The 15,410-nt window shown below is 68.2% G+C and carries 19 protein-coding genes; 8 read left to right on the top strand and 11 right to left on the bottom strand.

Annotation, left to right across the window (positions count from 1 at the left end):
• Window positions 1-116: 116 nt before the first annotated feature.
• The 3 genes from treS to AC1ROC_RS02305 all read left to right on the top strand — a co-directional run bounded on the left by treS (window position 117) and on the right by AC1ROC_RS02305 (window position 2,973).
• Window positions 117-1,826 carry a maltose alpha-D-glucosyltransferase gene (treS, locus tag AC1ROC_RS02315; RefSeq protein WP_085370634.1) on the top strand — a complete coding sequence of 570 codons (1,710 nt, stop codon included), beginning with the start codon at window positions 117-119 and terminating at the stop codon, window positions 1,824-1,826.
• 61 nt (window positions 1,827-1,887) lie between these two features.
• Window positions 1,888-2,574 carry a 3'-5' exonuclease gene (locus AC1ROC_RS02310; RefSeq protein WP_168689489.1) on the top strand — a complete coding sequence of 229 codons (687 nt, stop codon included), beginning with the start codon at window positions 1,888-1,890 and terminating at the stop codon, window positions 2,572-2,574.
• Window positions 2,575-2,640: 66 nt separating this feature from the next.
• Window positions 2,641-2,973 carry a DUF4190 domain-containing protein gene (locus tag AC1ROC_RS02305; protein ID WP_085370636.1) on the top strand — a complete coding sequence of 111 codons (333 nt, stop codon included), beginning with the start codon at window positions 2,641-2,643 and terminating at the stop codon, window positions 2,971-2,973.
• 63 nt (window positions 2,974-3,036) lie between these two features.
• On the opposite strand, the gene AC1ROC_RS02300 is transcribed toward AC1ROC_RS02305, so the two are convergent.
• From AC1ROC_RS02300 to glgA, 3 genes are all read right to left on the bottom strand, one after another.
• Window positions 3,037-3,288 (bottom strand): type B 50S ribosomal protein L31, encoded by a 252-nt coding sequence (locus tag AC1ROC_RS02300; RefSeq protein WP_085370637.1) that lies wholly within the window; start codon window positions 3,286-3,288, stop codon window positions 3,037-3,039.
• A 118-nt stretch (window positions 3,289-3,406) separates the two neighbouring features.
• On the bottom strand, window positions 3,407-4,204 hold the full coding sequence (locus AC1ROC_RS02295; RefSeq protein ID WP_434948647.1) for an ABC transporter ATP-binding protein: 798 nt from the start codon (window positions 4,202-4,204) through the stop codon (window positions 3,407-3,409).
• Between the two features lie 22 nt (window positions 4,205-4,226).
• On the bottom strand, window positions 4,227-5,411 hold the full coding sequence (gene glgA / locus AC1ROC_RS02290; RefSeq protein ID WP_492997816.1) for a glycogen synthase: 1,185 nt from the start codon (window positions 5,409-5,411) through the stop codon (window positions 4,227-4,229).
• A gap of 46 nt (window positions 5,412-5,457) precedes the next feature.
• Here glgA and AC1ROC_RS02285 point away from each other — a divergent pair, with 46 nt between their 5' ends.
• The gene (locus AC1ROC_RS02285) at window positions 5,458-6,699 is read left to right on the top strand and encodes a glucose-1-phosphate adenylyltransferase (RefSeq protein ID WP_492997814.1); all 1,242 of its coding nucleotides are present in this window, start codon (window positions 5,458-5,460) and stop codon (window positions 6,697-6,699) included.
• Complete coding sequence (serB, locus tag AC1ROC_RS02280) at window positions 6,696-7,364, top strand: phosphoserine phosphatase SerB (protein ID WP_492997812.1); 669 nt, start codon at window positions 6,696-6,698, stop codon at window positions 7,362-7,364. The genes AC1ROC_RS02285 and serB overlap by 4 nt, the downstream gene beginning before the upstream one ends.
• On the opposite strand, the gene AC1ROC_RS02275 is transcribed toward serB, so the two are convergent.
• The 5 genes from AC1ROC_RS02275 to fabG all read right to left on the bottom strand — a co-directional run bounded on the left by AC1ROC_RS02275 (window position 7,270) and on the right by fabG (window position 11,087).
• Entirely contained in the window at window positions 7,270-7,905 is a 636-nt protein-coding gene (locus tag AC1ROC_RS02275) for a S24/S26 family peptidase (RefSeq protein WP_492997811.1), read from the bottom strand. The two genes, serB and AC1ROC_RS02275, sit on opposite strands and share 95 nt — an antisense overlap.
• Window positions 7,905-9,074: an RCC1 domain-containing protein gene (locus AC1ROC_RS02270; RefSeq protein ID WP_492997809.1), complete on the bottom strand. Its 1,170-nt coding sequence runs from the start codon at window positions 9,072-9,074 to the stop codon at window positions 7,905-7,907. The genes AC1ROC_RS02275 and AC1ROC_RS02270 overlap by 1 nt, the downstream gene beginning before the upstream one ends.
• Window positions 9,074-9,631: an LPXTG cell wall anchor domain-containing protein gene (locus AC1ROC_RS02265; protein WP_492997808.1), complete on the bottom strand. Its 558-nt coding sequence runs from the start codon at window positions 9,629-9,631 to the stop codon at window positions 9,074-9,076. The genes AC1ROC_RS02270 and AC1ROC_RS02265 overlap by 1 nt, the downstream gene beginning before the upstream one ends.
• A gap of 30 nt (window positions 9,632-9,661) precedes the next feature.
• On the bottom strand, window positions 9,662-10,216 hold the full coding sequence (locus AC1ROC_RS02260; protein ID WP_492997806.1) for a TasA family protein: 555 nt from the start codon (window positions 10,214-10,216) through the stop codon (window positions 9,662-9,664).
• A gap of 160 nt (window positions 10,217-10,376) precedes the next feature.
• On the bottom strand, window positions 10,377-11,087 hold the full coding sequence (gene fabG, locus AC1ROC_RS02255) for a 3-oxoacyl-ACP reductase FabG (RefSeq protein WP_168689496.1): 711 nt from the start codon (window positions 11,085-11,087) through the stop codon (window positions 10,377-10,379).
• 60 nt (window positions 11,088-11,147) lie between these two features.
• Between fabG and AC1ROC_RS02250 the strand changes: the two genes are divergently transcribed.
• From AC1ROC_RS02250 to AC1ROC_RS02240, 3 genes are read left to right on the top strand one after another with little or no spacing between them, the layout of a single operon-like run.
• On the top strand, window positions 11,148-11,462 hold the full coding sequence (locus tag AC1ROC_RS02250; protein ID WP_085371178.1) for a DUF3099 domain-containing protein: 315 nt from the start codon (window positions 11,148-11,150) through the stop codon (window positions 11,460-11,462).
• On the top strand, window positions 11,459-11,692 hold the full coding sequence (locus AC1ROC_RS02245; RefSeq protein ID WP_085371177.1) for a hypothetical protein: 234 nt from the start codon (window positions 11,459-11,461) through the stop codon (window positions 11,690-11,692). Before AC1ROC_RS02250 ends, AC1ROC_RS02245 begins: the two co-directional genes overlap by 4 nt.
• Window positions 11,689-12,546 (top strand): SURF1 family cytochrome oxidase biogenesis protein, encoded by an 858-nt coding sequence (locus AC1ROC_RS02240; protein WP_085371176.1) that lies wholly within the window; start codon window positions 11,689-11,691, stop codon window positions 12,544-12,546. The genes AC1ROC_RS02245 and AC1ROC_RS02240 overlap by 4 nt, the downstream gene beginning before the upstream one ends.
• A gap of 10 nt (window positions 12,547-12,556) precedes the next feature.
• On the opposite strand, the gene AC1ROC_RS02235 is transcribed toward AC1ROC_RS02240, so the two are convergent.
• The 3 genes from AC1ROC_RS02235 to sufC all read right to left on the bottom strand — a co-directional run bounded on the left by AC1ROC_RS02235 (window position 12,557) and on the right by sufC (window position 15,410).
• The gene (locus tag AC1ROC_RS02235; protein ID WP_492997803.1) at window positions 12,557-14,155 is read right to left on the bottom strand and encodes an ABC-F family ATP-binding cassette domain-containing protein; all 1,599 of its coding nucleotides are present in this window, start codon (window positions 14,153-14,155) and stop codon (window positions 12,557-12,559) included.
• A gap of 121 nt (window positions 14,156-14,276) precedes the next feature.
• On the bottom strand, window positions 14,277-14,606 hold the full coding sequence (locus AC1ROC_RS02230; protein ID WP_055893974.1) for a metal-sulfur cluster assembly factor: 330 nt from the start codon (window positions 14,604-14,606) through the stop codon (window positions 14,277-14,279).
• A gap of 9 nt (window positions 14,607-14,615) precedes the next feature.
• Window positions 14,616-15,410, bottom strand: coding sequence for a Fe-S cluster assembly ATPase SufC (gene sufC, locus AC1ROC_RS02225; RefSeq protein ID WP_085371174.1), 795 nt, complete (start codon window positions 15,408-15,410; stop codon window positions 14,616-14,618).

Here is a 15,410-nt window from a genome sequence, read left to right as displayed (position 1 = left end):
GCGCGGATGCCACCCCCGGCAATGTGCTCACAGGACTGGACACGGCACTATCGCGACCACCTAGACTCGACTGGTTGTAATCGCTTGCAGTCGGCCACCGTGCCGGAAGGAGAACCGTGAGTTTCACTGCGCCCATCACGCTGCCCGGGCTCACCCTCGACCCGCAGTGGTACCGCCGGTCGGTGTTCTACGAGGTCATGGTGCGGTCGTTCGTCGACAGCAACGGAGACGGGTCGGGTGACCTCGCCGGGCTCACCTCGAAACTCGACTACCTGCAGTGGCTCGGCATCGACGCGCTCTGGCTCCCGCCGTTCTTCCAGTCGCCGCTGCGCGACGGTGGATACGACGTGTCCGACTTCCGGGCGATCCTTCCCGAGTTCGGCACGATCGACGAGTTCCGCGACCTCGTGACCAAGGCGCACGAACGCAACATGCGCATCATCATCGACCTGCCGATGAACCACACCTCCGACCAGCACGAGTGGTTCCAGCAATCCCGCTCCGACCCGGAGGGGCCGTACGGCGACTTCTACGTCTGGAACGACACCGACGACAAGTGGCCGGACATCCGCATCATCTTCGTCGACACCGAGGACTCCAACTGGGCGTTCGACGAGGCGCGCCGCCAGTACTACTTCCACCGTTTCTTCTCGCACCAGCCCGACCTCAACTTCGAGAACCCGGCCGTGCACGAGGCGATGTTCGACATCGTCCGGTTCTGGCTCGACCTCGGCGTCGACGGCTTCCGGCTGGATGCGATCCCCTACCTCTACGAGTCCGACGAGGGCAACGGCGAGGGCGAGCCGAAGACGCACGACTTCATCAAGAAGCTGCGCGAGATGGTCGACCGCGAGTACCCGGGCCGCATGATGGTCGCCGAGGCGAACCAGTGGCCGCGCGAGGTCGCCGCGTTCTTCGGAACGGAGGAGGAGCCGGAGTGCCACATGGCGTTCGACTTCCCCGTCATGCCGCGCATCTTCTACGCCCTGCGCTCGCAGCAGTCCGCCGAGCTGGTCAGGGTGCTGTCCGAGACGCTCGACGTGCCGGACGGCTCCGCCTGGGGCGTCTTCCTCCGCAACCACGACGAGCTGACGCTCGAGATGGTCAGCGAGGAGTACCGGCAGGCCATGTACGGCTGGTACGCATACGACCCGCGGATGCGCGCCAACATCGGCATCCGGCGCCGCCTCGCTCCCCTGCTCGACAACTCGCGCGCCGAGCTCGAACTGGCGCACGCCCTGCTGTTCTCCCTCCCGGGCAGCCCGTTCCTCTACTACGGCGACGAGATCGGGATGGGCGACAACATCTGGCTGCCCGACCGCGACAGCTCCCGCACGCCGATGCAGTGGACGCCGGACCGCAACGCCGGCTTCTCCACCGCAGACCCCGGCAAGCTCTTCCTGCCCGTCGTCCAGTCGCTGGTGTACCACTACAACCAGGTGAACGTGGAGGCGCAGCTGGCCCAGTCGCGCTCGCTGCTGCACTGGATCCGCAACGTGATCCACGTGCGGAAGGCGCATCCGGTGTTCGGGCTGGGCACGATCCGGGTGCTGCAGACCAACCACGAGTCCGTGCTGGCGTTCGTGCGGTCGTACGAGGGCAGCGGTTCGCACTTCGGCGACCAGCCGGAGGACGTGCTGTGCGTGTTCTCGTTCGCGCACAACCCGGTGTCGGTCTCGCTGGAGGCGCCGGAGTTCGCCGGAGCGACGCTGTACGACCTGTTCGGCGGCGCGGAGTTCCCGACCGTCGCGGAGGACGGCCGGTTCACGCTCACGCTCGGCACGCAGAACTTCTACTGGCTGCACATCGAACCCCGCCACAGCTGAGCATCCTGGGGAGGGCCGTGTCGGTCCCTGGCCTGACGGTGGTCGCTCATACGCTGAATCCATGAGTACGTGGCATCAGGAATTGGGCGTCTTCGATCTGGAGACCACCGGCATCGATGTGGAGACGGCGCGCATCGTCACAGCGCACGTCGGACTCCTCGACCACACCGGCACGATCGTGCAGCGCCAGGACTGGCTCGTCGACCCCGGCGTGGAGATCCCGGCCGGCGCCACGGCCGTACACGGCATCACCACCGAGCACGCCTCCACCAACGGGATGCCCGCCGCCGTCGCGACCGCCCAGATCGTGGATGCGCTGCGGGAGCTCTTCAGCCGCGGCATCCCGGTGGTGGCGTACAACGCGCCGTACGACTTCACCCTGCTCGACCGCGAGGCGCGTCGCCACGGCGTCTCCCCGCTCGTCTCCCCCGGCCCCATCGTCGACCCGCTCGTCATCGACAAGGCGGTCGACAAGTACCGCAGGGGCAAGCGCACCCTCGAGGTCACGGCCACGTACTACGGCGTCGACCTGACCGACGCCCACGATGCGGGAGCGGACGCCATCGCCGCCGGACGGGTCGCCCAGGCGCTCGCCCGCGTGCACACCGAGGCGCTCGCCTTCGAGGCCGCCGAGCTGCACCGGATGCAGGTGGACTGGTGCCGCGAGCAGGCCGCAGACTTCCAGGAGTACATGCGCCGCGTGCGCGACCCCGGCTTCACGACCTCCGGAGCCTGGCCCCTGCGCTGAGGTCCATGCCTCTACATGTATTTCTGTCGGTTGGCTTAGAATCTGCTGATTGGTACCATAACGGGTATGAGCGATTCAAACCTCAACCCGCAGCCACTTCCTCCTGAGCAGCAGCCGCAGAGCCAGCAGCCATACCAGCAGCCGTACCAGGGCGCTCCGGCCGCCCGCGGCTACAACACGATGGCGATCGTCGGCTTCATCCTGGCGTTCTTCGTCAACATCGTCGGCATCATCCTCGGCTTCGTCGCCCTCTCCCAGATCAAGCGCACCGGTGAGCAGGGCCGCGGCCTCGCCATCGCGGCGATCATCATCGGCTTCGCCGAGATCATCCTCGGCATCATCTTCTTCGTGATCCTCGTCGCGGTCGTCGCGGCGAACCCCAACACGTACACCTACTGATCCACCGACCAGAACGACGAAGGCCCCGACCAGAACGGTCGGGGCCTTCCTCGTTGGCGTGTGTTACTTGCCGAAGTTCTTGTAGCGCGAGTTGAACTTCTCGACGCGACCGGCGGAGTCCATGATGCGCTGCTTGCCCGTGTAGAACGGGTGCGACTCGGACGAGATCTCGACGTCGATCACCGGGTAAACGGTGCCGTCTTCCCACTCGATCGTCTTCTCGCTCGTGACGGTCGAACGGGTGAGGAACACCGCTCCCGAGGCCAGGTCGCGGAAAACCACCGGAGCGTAGTCGGGGTGGATGTCAGTCTTCATCAGGACTTCCTTGTTGCGTAGTGAATTGTCGGTTGTGGCCTGAGCATCGAAGGAATGCATCGAGCCCAGCGCGGAAAGTAGGTCGGCTGGTGGGCCAGCTATCGAGTTTAGCAGATGTTCAGTCAGCGGAGCCGCGACGCGCACGAACGCTGTAGCGGCCGTCCAGTTCGGTCAGCTCCACGTCCACGCCGAACGTCTCGCCGAGACGCTCCGCCGTGATGACCTCGTCGAGCGTGCCCTGAGCGGCCACGCCCCCGTTGGCCAGCAGGAGTGCCCTGTTGAAGCCGAGCGGGATCTCCTCCACGTGGTGGGTGACCATCACGATCGCCGGAGAGTTCGGGTCGCTCGCGTATCCGCCGAGCAGCTGCAGCAGCTCCTCGCGACCGCCGAGGTCGAGGCTGGCCGCCGGCTCGTCGAGCAGCAGGATCTCGGGGTCGGTCATCACCGACCGCGCGATCTGCACGCGCTTCTGCTCTCCGTCGCTCAGGCTGCCGAAGGTGCGCTCCGCGAGGTGGTCGAGGTTCCACTCGCCGAGGACGCGGCGGGCGCGCCTCTCGTCGATCTCCTCGTACTCCTCGTTCCAGCGACCGGTCACGGCGTACGCGGCGGTCATCACCACGTCGAGCACCGTCTCCGTGCGCGGGATGCGCCGGGCGAGCGCGCTCGACGCGAAGCCGAGGCGCGGGCGCAGCTCCGACAGGTCGCTGTGACCGATCGGCTCGCCGAGCACTTCCGCCTCACCGGAGGTGGGGTGCAGCGCGGCGGCGGCGATCTGCAGCAGCGTCGTCTTGCCTGCGCCGTTCGGGCCGAGGACGACCCAGCGTTCGTCGGGCTCCACCGTCCAGTTCACCGAATCGAGAACCGTATTCCCGTCGCGGACGACGGACACATCGTGAAGCTGAAGAACGCTGGACATACCCTCTAGCCTAGCGGCGCGATCAGGCCAGGACGGACCGGTACAGCTCCCGTGTCTGCTCCGCGATGGAGGCCCAGCTGAACGCCGTCTCGGCCCGCAGCCGGCCGGCACTGCCCATCAGAGCCGCACGCTCCGGGTCGCCGACCACGTCGGTCAGCGCCGCCGCCAGGTCGGCGACGAACGCATCCGGATCGGTGGGCGTCCCCGTGCCGTCCGTGGCCTGCTCGATGGGCACCAGCCGTCCCGTCACGCCGTCCACGATCACCTCGGGGATGCCTCCCGTCGCCGTGCCGACCACCGGCAGCCCGCAGGCCATCGCCTCGAGGTTCACGATGCCGAGCGGCTCGTAGATGGACGGGCAGACGAACACGGTGGACGCGGTCAGCGCCACCCGCAGCTCCTCCTGAGACAGCAGCCTGTCGATCCAGACAACGCCGTCGCGCTCCGCCTGCAGCTGCTCGACGCCGCTGCTGACCTCTGCCATGATCTCCGGCGTGTCCGGCGCTCCTGCACAGAGGATGACCTGCACCTCCTTCGGCAGCATCCTGGCGGCGCGCAGCAGGTACGGCAGGCCCTTCTGCCTGGTGATCCTGCCGACGAAGATCACGGCGGGACGGCCGGGGTCGATGCCGAGCGCTCTCGCCCGGTCGTCGTCGTCGAGCGGCTGCCAGCGGTCGAGGTCGATGCCGTTGTAGATCACGGTCACGCGCTCGGGGTCGAGCGCGGGATACGCGGCCAGGATGTCCCGGCGCATCCCCTCGCTCACCGCGATCACCCGGTCCGCGGCCTCGAACGCGGTCTTCTCCGCCCAGCTCGACACGCGGTAGCCGCCGCCGAGCTGCTCGGCCTTCCACGGCCGCAGCGGCTCCAGGCTGTGCGCGGTGACGATGTGCGGGATGCCGTGCAGCAGCTTCGCGAGGTGGCCGGCGCTGTTCGCGTACCAGGTGTGCGAGTGCACCAGGTCGGCTCCCCCGCAGTCCTGCGCCATCTGCAGGTCGACGCCGAGTGTGCTGATCGCGGCATTCGCGCCGGCGAGTTCATGCGGCACGCGGTATGCGTGCACGTCCTGTTCGGTGCGCGGCTCGCCGAAACAGCGCACCTGCACCTCCGTGTCCGTGCGCAACGCCCGGACGAGTTCGGTGACGTGCACACCGGCTCCGCCATAGATGTCCGGCGGGTATTCCCGGGTCAGAAGATCAACGCGCATGTCGTGAACGCTAGTACAGGTCGCATGTTGCCTCTACTGTGGTGGCATGGCAGGCAAGAAGATCTTCGGCATTGTTCTCGCGGGTGGCGAAGGGAAGCGGTTGATGCCGTTGACGGCAGACCGCGCGAAGCCGGCCGTTCCGTTCGGCGGGCAGTATCGACTCATCGACTTCGCGCTCTCGAATCTCATCAATTCGCAGCTGCGCCAGATCGTCGTCCTGACCCAGTACAAGTCGCACAGCCTCGACAGGCACGTCTCGCAGACCTGGCGACTCGACGGGATGCTCAACTCGTACATCGCGTCCGTCCCGGCCCAGCAGCGCCTCGGCAAGCGCTGGTTCAGCGGCTCGGCCGACGCGATCCTGCAGAGCCTCAACCTGCTGCGCGACGAGAAGCCGGACATCGTGGTCGTCGTCGGCGCCGACCACGTCTACCGGATGGACTTCGGCCAGATGATCGACGCGCACATCGCGTCCGGCGCTCCCGCGTCCGTCGCGGCGATCCGCCAGCCGATCGGCCTGGCCGACCAGTTCGGCGTGATCGAGGTCGACCCGGAGCGCCCGGACAGGATCGGCGCGTTCCGCGAGAAGCCGAGCGACCCGATCGGGCTGCCGGACTCGCCCGGCGAGGTGCTCGCCTCGATGGGCAACTACGTCTTCGACGCCGACGCGCTGATCGACGCGGTCGTGCGCGACGGCGACCGGCCGGACTCCAACCACGACATGGGTGGAGACATCATCCCCGACTTCGTGGCGCGCGACGAGGCGGCCGTCTACGACTTCAACCGCAACGACGTGCCGGGCTCGACCGACCGCGACCGCTACTACTGGCGGGATGTGGGAACGATCGACTCGTTCTTCGAGGCCCACCAAGACCTGATCTCCGCCCTCCCGGTGTTCAACCTCTACAACCGCGAGTGGCCGATCTTCAGCCAGGTGCTCAACTCGCCTCCCGCCAAGATCGTCCGCGACGGCCGCGGAGCGCTCGGCACGACCATCGACTCGATCGTGTCGCTCGGCTCGGTGATCTCGGGCGCCCACCTGGAGCGCAGTGTGCTCGGACCGTGGGCGACCGTCGACTCCGGCGCCAAGGTCGTCGACTCTGTGGTCTTCGAGCGCGCGGTGATCGGCGCGAACGCGTTCGTCGGCCGCGCGATCCTGGACAAGGACGTGGTGGTCGCGGAAGGCGCATCCATCGGGGTCGACCCCGAGCGCGACCGCGCACGCGGCTTCACCGTCACCGACTCCGGGCTCACCGTTGTCGGCAAGGGAGTGCACGTCGTTCCATGACCGGCAGGAGCACCACAGCAACAACAGCAGCACGTTTCCTCGTCGTCCTCGACGCAGACTCGACCCTCATCCACGACGAGGTCATCGAGCTGCTGGCCGAGGAGGCCGGCGCACGCCAGGAGGTGGCGGAGGTCACCGAGCGCGCGATGCGCGGAGAACTGGACTTCGAGCAGAGCCTGCGCGAGCGCGTCAAGACGCTCGCCGGACTGCCGTCCTCCGTGTTCTCGCGTGTCGGTGAGCGCATCACGGTGACGGACGGCGTTCCAGAGCTGATCGCCGGGGTGCACGCGGCGGGCGGGGTGGTGGGCGTTGTCTCGGGCGGCTTCCACGAGACGCTCGACCCGCTGGGCGAACGCCTCGGCCTCGACCACTGGCGCGCCAACCGGCTGGAGGTCGTCGACGGCGTCCTCACCGGAGCCGTCACTGGCGGGGTCGTGGATGCGGAGGCCAAGGCGTCCGCGCTGCGCGCGTGGGCGGACGACGCCGGCATCCCGCTGGCTCAGACTGTCGCGATCGGCGACGGCGCGAACGATCTCCGGATGATGGCGGTGGCCGGGCTGTCCGTCGCGTTCAACGCGAAGCCGGCGGTGCGGGCAGCGGCCGATGTGGTGGTGGACCGCCAGGATCTGTCCCAGGTGCTTCCGCTGCTCGGGCTGCGAGGCTGATCCACGTCGCGCGCCGGGTGGCGCGCGCGGATGCACGCTTCTTCGCCCGGTGCCTGGCGCGCCTGGTCGGCACGGCGATCAGCGCCAGCAGCGCGATCAGCCCGACGAACAGCCACGGGCTCCGGATGCTCGCCATCGCCTCCCCGACGCCCGGCACCGACCACACCAGTCGCTGGGCGCCGTCCGTCACGTCGTACGGGGTGGCGTCGTCCGCCTCGTTGGCATCGCCGCGCATCCGGATGAGCCGGAGGTCGCCGTGGCGCTCTGCACCGACCACGCGGTGCGTCACGAGCTTCCCGTCGCCGACGCGCGGCGCGCCGACGACGTCTCCCACCCGGATGTCGTCGGCGGTGACGGGCACGGTCAGCGCCAAGGAGCCCGCCGAAATGCCCGGCGCCATCGACCCGGTCTGGAAGATGATCGGACGCACCCCGGTGACGAACGCGACGGCGCCGACCACCACGCAGAGCACCCCGGCGACGGCGGCGGCGTTGAGCGGGATCCGTGCGATCCGCCCGAGCGGCCTCTGCCGTCTCGGCATCACGGCCACCGGTGGACGACGATCGGTGAGCTGAACGAGTTCCTGCCGACGGTGTCGTCCGTGCCGAGCTGCCCGGCCGTGTTCGACCCGGCCGCCGAATAGACGCCGTCGGTGCCGATGAGCAGCGAGTGCTGATTGCCCTCCGCGACATCGCCCACATCCATTCCGCCGGGTAGCGGCACAGGGGTCGGCGTCGCACGGTCGACGGAGTCGCCGAGGCCGAGCTGCCCCGAGCTGTTCAGCCCCCAGCCGTAGAGCACATGGTCGTCTCCCCACGCGAAGAACGAGCTCGGGCCCGACTGGGGCAGGCTGGCGACGGCATGCCGGATGGGGACGCCGGAGAGGGTGGCGTTCTGGGCGAACACGAACGTGCCGTCGCAGCTGTACAGGCGCCCGTCGGCCATCCAGGCGAACACGAAGGCGTCCCCGGCGTTGACGCCCGCGACCGTCCCGTCGGCCGGGAGTCCGCTGAACGTCACGCCGAGCTGGTTGTTGAAGAACGACCCCCAGCCCAGCACGGTCGTTCCGTCGTCGGTGACCGCGGTGCCGAAGTGCCTCACCGCCGCCGCGCTGGTCACGAACCGGCCGGCGAGGCCCTGCGCCGTCACCTGCTCCGGAACGGGCAGCACTCCCGCGCCCGCCCGCCCGAGCCGTCCTCCGCCGTTGTTCCCCCACGAGAACAGCCGTCCGTCGCTCGTCCACGCCAGGAAGTAGAACCCGCCGGCCGAGACGCCGATCACGTCCTGCCCCGAGAGTTCGGGGATGAGCCCGGGGACGGACCCGCTCGGCGCGTACTCGCTGTTGCCCCAGGTGTACACATCCCCCGTATCGGTCAGCGCCACGGAGCCGTCGACCCCCGCAGACGCGGACACCACCGCGGCGCCGCCGGGAATGGCCACACTGGTCGGCACATCCCGGGCGACGGTGTCGCCGAGGCCGAGCTGCCCGAGGCCGTTGGTTCCCCACGAGTACAGCTGCCCCGCCGCCGTCCAGCCGAGGGAGAAGTCCACTCCGGCCTCGACGCCCGCGAACAGCACCGGTACCCCCGCGGTCGACGCGAAGCGCGTCTCCACGCTCCCGCCGTCGACGAACCCCGCCGACGAGGCGGGAGTCAGCGCGGCTAGCAGCAGCCCGGCCACGGCCAGGAGGTGGATACGCCGTGGTGCCATCACTCGTGCTCCCTCCGTCCTTCCCTCCGCCGGAACGCCGCCCGTGCCGCGACGCCGAGCACGAGCAGGGCGACGGCCAGCACGACCACCCCGGACACCTCGATCCCGGTGTTCGGCAAGTGCGGCGGCGTGTCCGCGCGCGGGGGCCGCGCGACGACCGCGCCGTCGCACTGCTCCGGTGCGACCTGCGTCGCCGTGAAGAACAGCGTCGCCGTTCCGCTCTGCGCCTGGTACTCGTTCCCCGCCTCAGGGGGGAAGGCGGCGCTGACGTGCACGGTCACCGTGGCGTGAGCGGGCAGCGCGTCGTCCAGCGCTGCGCACCGGGCGCTGCCCGCATCCGGGGTCACGGTGAACGACACGACGAGGGAATGCGCGCCCTGGAAGAGCTGGCCGTCACGTGTCACGTGATCGCTCAGACGGACCGGGTACGGTGCGCTGTTGGTCACGGTGACCGTCGCGTCCACCGAGTCGCCGGGCTTCAGGTCGCCGAACACCAGCCCCGGCGGGTCTGAGATCAGCGACGTCCGCTGGGCCGGCACGTCTGCCTCCATGGTCATCCCCTCGTCCTCCTCGTCGTCGCTGCCGGCCTACGCCTGCGATGCAGTGAAGGGGAACACCACCGATACGCTCTGGCCGGCGACATCGGTGGCTGCCGTCGGGTCGAGCGTGACTTCGAGATGCAGCGTGCGCCCGTTGATCGATCCCCCGGAGGCGATGTCGAGCGCCGAGAACGCCGCGGCCGTCAGCGGTCCGCTGTAGAGCGTCGACGCGTCGCTCGTGTCGGTGATCACGATGCTCAGGCTGTCCTCCAGCGCGGCAGCCGGTGCGCCGGCGTCGTTCGTGATCTGCGGCACGCCGAGGTCGAGGTTCGCGTCGATCGTGCCGGAGTTGAAGACCTGCAGGTCGCGCTCGACCGTGTCACCCGGGGCCAGGTTGTCGAAGCCCGCGCTGAAGTCCACCAGGTAGTTGGTGGGATTGCCGTCCTGGTCCGCGTCGAACTTCAGGTCGAGCGAGCCCGACGTGAACTGCGTCTCCACGTTGCCGGTGTCCGTGAACGCCGCGAGCGTCATGCCGATGCCCGCCGTCAGGACGATGCCCATGGCCGCTAGGACCTTGACTCTGGGCGTGAGCGTCTTCGCCATTGTTGTGCCACCTCTGAATCGAGCGCTGTCGCGCTGTACGGGATGCGGAGGTGCCGGCGAAGATTCGCCGTCCGCATCCCGATTGCGCGTCAACCTATCCCGCGGGGTGACCACAGAGCTAGCTACATTGACATTTGTATGTCAGTATTCCGATATAGGTTTAGTGTCCCATACCAAGACCGCCGTCGACGGGAATAACGGCACCCGAGATGTAGCCGGCGTCCTCCCCCGCGACCCACGCGACGACCTTCGCGACCTCGCCGGCGGTGGCGAATCGTCCGGCCGGGATGTTGCGCTTGTATTCGGCCTGCTGCGTCTCCGGCAGCGCAGCGGTCATGTCGGTCTCGATGAAGCCGGGCGACACGACGTTGGCGGTGATCCCGCGCCCGCCGAGCTCCCTGGTGATCGAGCGGGCCATGCCGACCAGTCCGGCCTTCGACGCCGCGTAGTTCACCTGACCGGCGCTGCCGTAGAGCCCGACGACGCTCGAGATGAAGACGATGCGGCCGAACCTGGCCTTGAGCATCCCCTTGGATGCGCGCTTGACGACGCGGAACGAGCCGCCGAGGTTGGTGTCGACCACCGTGTCGAAGTCCTCGTCGGTCATGCGCATCAGCAGCGTGTCGCGGGTGATGCCCGCGTTCGCGACGACGACCTCCACCGGCCCGAGCTTCTCCTCGATCTCCGCGAAGGCCGCATCGACAGCCGCGGAGTCCGTGACATCGGCGCGGACGGTGAGCGCGCCGTCCGGGCCCTCCCCGGAGCGGGCCGTGACGGCCACCCGGTGGCCCTGGGCCAGGAACTCCTCCGCGATGGCGTAGCCGATACCGCGGTTTCCTCCTGTGACGAGCACGGTGCGCTGGGTAGTCATGCATTTTCCTCTCAATAGAAACGCTCACCAGTTTATGGACGTAGTCTTGGTGCAACGCACATGAAGCAACCACACCCGTCGATCACGAATCTTCCGCTCTCCCCCGACGAAGAGCGACGACACCGGATGATCAAGTATTCGGTCGCCATGGGCATCCGTGTGGTCTGCATCTTCGCGATCCTGTTCGTTCCGGGCTGGTGGGCGATCATCCCGCTGATCGGCGCCATTTTCCTGCCGTACTTCGCCGTGGTCGTCGCCAACGTCTCGACCGACCCGCGTCGAGCGGAAGTTCAGCGTCCGGGGAATATCCTTCCCATGACCCCTCCACCACCGGCGGGACGCGCAGACGACGATTCGAGAGGCACGCACGAGTGATCGGCTTCGGTGAACCGGAACCCCTGACCTGCTCGCGCGCGGGCTGCCGTGAGCAGGCCGCCTGGCGCATCGAATGGCGCAACCCGAAGATCCACTCGGAAGACCGCGTGAAGGTCTGGCTCGCCTGCGACGAGCACGTCGACTATCTGAGAGAGTTCCTGGGCGCGCGGGACTTCCCGCTGAGCGTGCATCCCGTTGTGCCCCCGGCGGCCGAGAGGACGACGGCGTGAGCGGCAGCGGTGGCTGGCGGTTCGCGTTCTCCCGTCGCTGGCTGGGCTACCTGGCGTTCGCCGTCGCCTTCGCGATCGCCTGCGGCTGCCTGTCCGCCTGGCAGTTGGCCCGCAGCAAGGAGGCGGCGGCGGCCAACGCGCTGATCTCCGACAACTTCTACTCGAAGCCCGTCCCCCTCACCGACGAGCTCGGCTCCCTCACCGCGTACTCCCCGAAGCAGGAGTGGACGCGCGTGCAGGTCACCGGCACGTACCAGAAGGACGACGAGCTGCTGGTGCGCAACCGGCCGTTCAACGGCAGCCCCGGGTTCGAGGTGCTCACTCCCCTGCGCACGGCAGACGGCGCCCTGTTCATGATCGACCGCGGCTGGGTGCCGACCGGCAACACCACGGATGCGCCGGACAACGTCCCCGCCGCCCCGTCCGGCACCGTCACCGTCGTCGCGCGTCTCAAGGCCAGCGAGCCGGCCATCCCGGGCCGCACGGCCGTCGGGCGTCAGGTGGGCACCATCCAGCTCTCCGTCGTGAAGCAGAAACTCGGCACCGACGACGTGTACACGGGCGCGTACGGCCTGCTCGACTCGCAGAAGCCGTCGCCGGCGTCGACGCCGACCCCCACGGTCACCGACCCGCCCACCCAGGATGAGGGGCTGCACTGGTCGTACATGATCCAGTGGATCATCTTCGCCCTGATCGGCTTCTTCGGCCTCGGCTACGCGCTGCTCACGGAGTACCGCAAGCGCAACGAGCACACGCCGGAGGAGCAGGCGAAGGCCGCAGAGCGCCAGCGGAAGCGGGCACTCAAGCGGACGGACTCCGACGTGGAGGACGAGCTGATCGACGCGACCCGCTAGGCGCGATGCGCTAGGCCAGCGAGATCAGTTCCAGGTAGTCCCTGTTCCAGTGGTCCTCGACGCCGTCGGGCAGGATGAGGACGCGCTCGGGGTTCAGCGCCTCGACGGCACCCTCGTCGTGACTGACCAGGACGACGGCGCCCTCGTAGTGCGCCAGCGCATCCAGGATCTCCTCGCGGCTCGCGGGGTCGAGGTTGTTCGTCGGCTCGTCGAGCAGCAGCACGTTCGCACCGGAGACGACGATCATCGCGAGGGCGAGACGCGTCTTCTCCCCGCCGGACAGCACGCCGGCCGGCTTGTGCGAGTCGTCGCCGGTGAACAGGAACGAGCCGAGCACGCGGCGCGCCTCGGTCTCGGCCAGGTTCGGTGACGCGGACATCATGTTCTGCAGCACGGAGCGATCGACGTCGATCGTCTCGTGCTCCTGCGCGTAGTAGCCGATGCGGAGGCCGTGACCGGGCTCCACCTGGCCCGTGTCGGGCTTGTCGACGCCGGCGAGCATCCGGAGCAGCGTGGTCTTCCCCGCACCGTTCAGCCCGAGGACGACCACCTTGGAGCCGCGGTCGATCGCGAGGTCGACGGCGGTGAAGATCTCCAGAGAGCCGTAGCTCTTGGACAGGTCGCTGGCCTGCAGCGGGGTGCGGCCGCAGGGTGCGGGCGTCGGGAAGCGCAGCTTGGCCACGCGGTCGACGGCGCGCACGTCCTCGAGCCCGGCCAGCAGCTTCTCCGCGCGCGCGACCATCTGGTGCGCAGCGGCGGCCTTGCTCGCCTTCGCGCCGAACTTGGCGGCCTGCAACTGCAGGACCCCCGCCTTCTTCTCCGCGTTGGCGCGCTCCTTCTTGCGGCGCTCCTCGTCGGCTGCGCGCTGGCGTTGGTAGTGCTTCCAGCCCATGTTGTAAATGTCGATGACCTGACGGTTCGCATCCAGGTAGAAGACGCGGTTGACGGTCTCCCCCACCAGCTCCACATCGTGCGAGATGACGATGAAGCCGCCGGTGTAGTTCTTCAGGAACTCGCGCAGCCAGATCACAGAGTCTGCGTCGAGGTGGTTGGTCGGCTCGTCGAGGATCATCGTGCGCGCGTCGGAGAACAGGATGCGTGCCAGCTCGATGCGACGCCGCTGACCACCGGACAGCGTCTTCAGCGGCTGGTCCAGGATGCGGTCCGGCAGGTTCAGGTTGCTCGCGATCGACGCGGCCTCCGCCTCGGCGGCATATCCGCCGAGCATCTGGAAGCGCTCTTCCAGCGACCCGTACTTCTTCATTCCGGCGGCGGACACATTCTCGTCCGAGCTGGCCATGTCGAGCGTCGCCTGCTGCATCCCGAGCACGATCGACCCGAGCCCGCGGGCGTCCAGGATGCGCGTGCGCGCCAGGTCTTCCAGGTTGCCGGAACGCGGGTCCTGCGGCAGGTAGCCGAGCTCCTCCGTGCGATCGACCTTTCCGCCGTTCGGCAGCAGGTCGCCGGCCAGCACCTTGGTGAGCGTGGTCTTGCCCGCTCCGTTACGGCCGACGAGACCGATCTTGTCGCCGGGCGCGACTCGGAAGCTCACGTTCTCCATGAGCAACCGGGCTCCGACTCGGAGCTCGAGGTCTTGCACGGCAAGCACAGTCAATCCATTCGTTCGTTCGGGAAGGTGTCGTTCGGGAAGGCGTCGTTCACGCCAGTGGTCCCGGAGCGCGCGCGAGCTGCTGCTCGCGGCGGTCCGGGACCACTCGCACGGTGTCTTGCTAGATGGCGAAGCCGAGCGCGCGCATCATGTCGCGCCCGTCGTCGGTGATCCGCTCGGGACCCCACGGCGGCATCCACACCCAGTTGATGCGGAACGCCTCGACGATGCCGTCGAGCGACTCTGCGGTCTGCTCCTCCAGCACGTCGGTGAGCGGGCAGCCTGCGCTCGTCAGGGTCATCGAGATGATGAGGGCGTTGTTCTCGTCATCCCAGGCCAGGTCGTAGATGAGGCCCAGGTCGACGACATTGATCCCGAGCTCGGGGTCCATGACGTTCTTCAGCGCCTCTTCGACCTGGTCGAAGAGCGCCGGGCTCAGCGTGGCGGGCATACCGGAAGCCTACGCCTCTGTCAGCTCGGCGGCGTCGGCCTTGGCCGGCTCCGGAGCATCCACGAAACGGTCGTAGCCCTCTTCCTCGAGCCGCTCTGCGAGCTCGGGGCCGCCCTGCTCCGCCACACGGCCGGCGACGAAGACGTGCACGAAGTCCGGCTTGATGTAGCGCAGGATGCGCGTGTAGTGCGTGATCAGGAGGATGCCGAGGCCGGTGTTCTCCTTGGCGCGGTTGACGCCCTCGGAGACGACCTTGAGCGCATCCACGTCGAGGCCGGAGTCGGTCTCGTCGAGCACGGCGAACTTCGGCTTCAGGAGCTCGAGCTGCAGGATCTCGTTGCGCTTCTTCTCTCCGCCGGAGAAGCCCTCGTTGACGTTGCGCTCTGCGAAGGACGAGTCCATCCTGAGCTTGCCCATCGACTCGCGGACGTCCTTGACCCAGGAGCGGATCGACGGAGCCTCGCCGTCGATAGCCGTCTTGGCGGTGCGCAGGAAGTTGGTGTTGGTGACACCCGGGATCTCGACCGGGTACTGCATGGCCAGGAAGAGGCCGGCGCGGGCGCGCTCGTCGACGGTCATCGCGAGGACGTCTTCGCCGTCGAGCGTGATGGTGCCGCCGGTGACGGTGTACTTCGGGTGCCCGGCGATCGTGTACGCGAGAGTGGACTTGCCCGACCCGTTCGGGCCCATGATCGCGTGGATCTCGCCTTCGCGGATGGTCAGGTCGACGCCGTTCAGGATGGGCTTGACGCCCTGCTCCGTCTCGACGGTGACGTGGAGGTCGCGGATCTCAAGGACTGACAT

This window comes from Leifsonia sp. GW821-FHT13C05 (assembly GCF_058806515.1).
The sequence above is the reverse complement of the archived record's forward strand: the minus strand, read 5'-3'. Positions and strand labels throughout refer to the sequence as shown.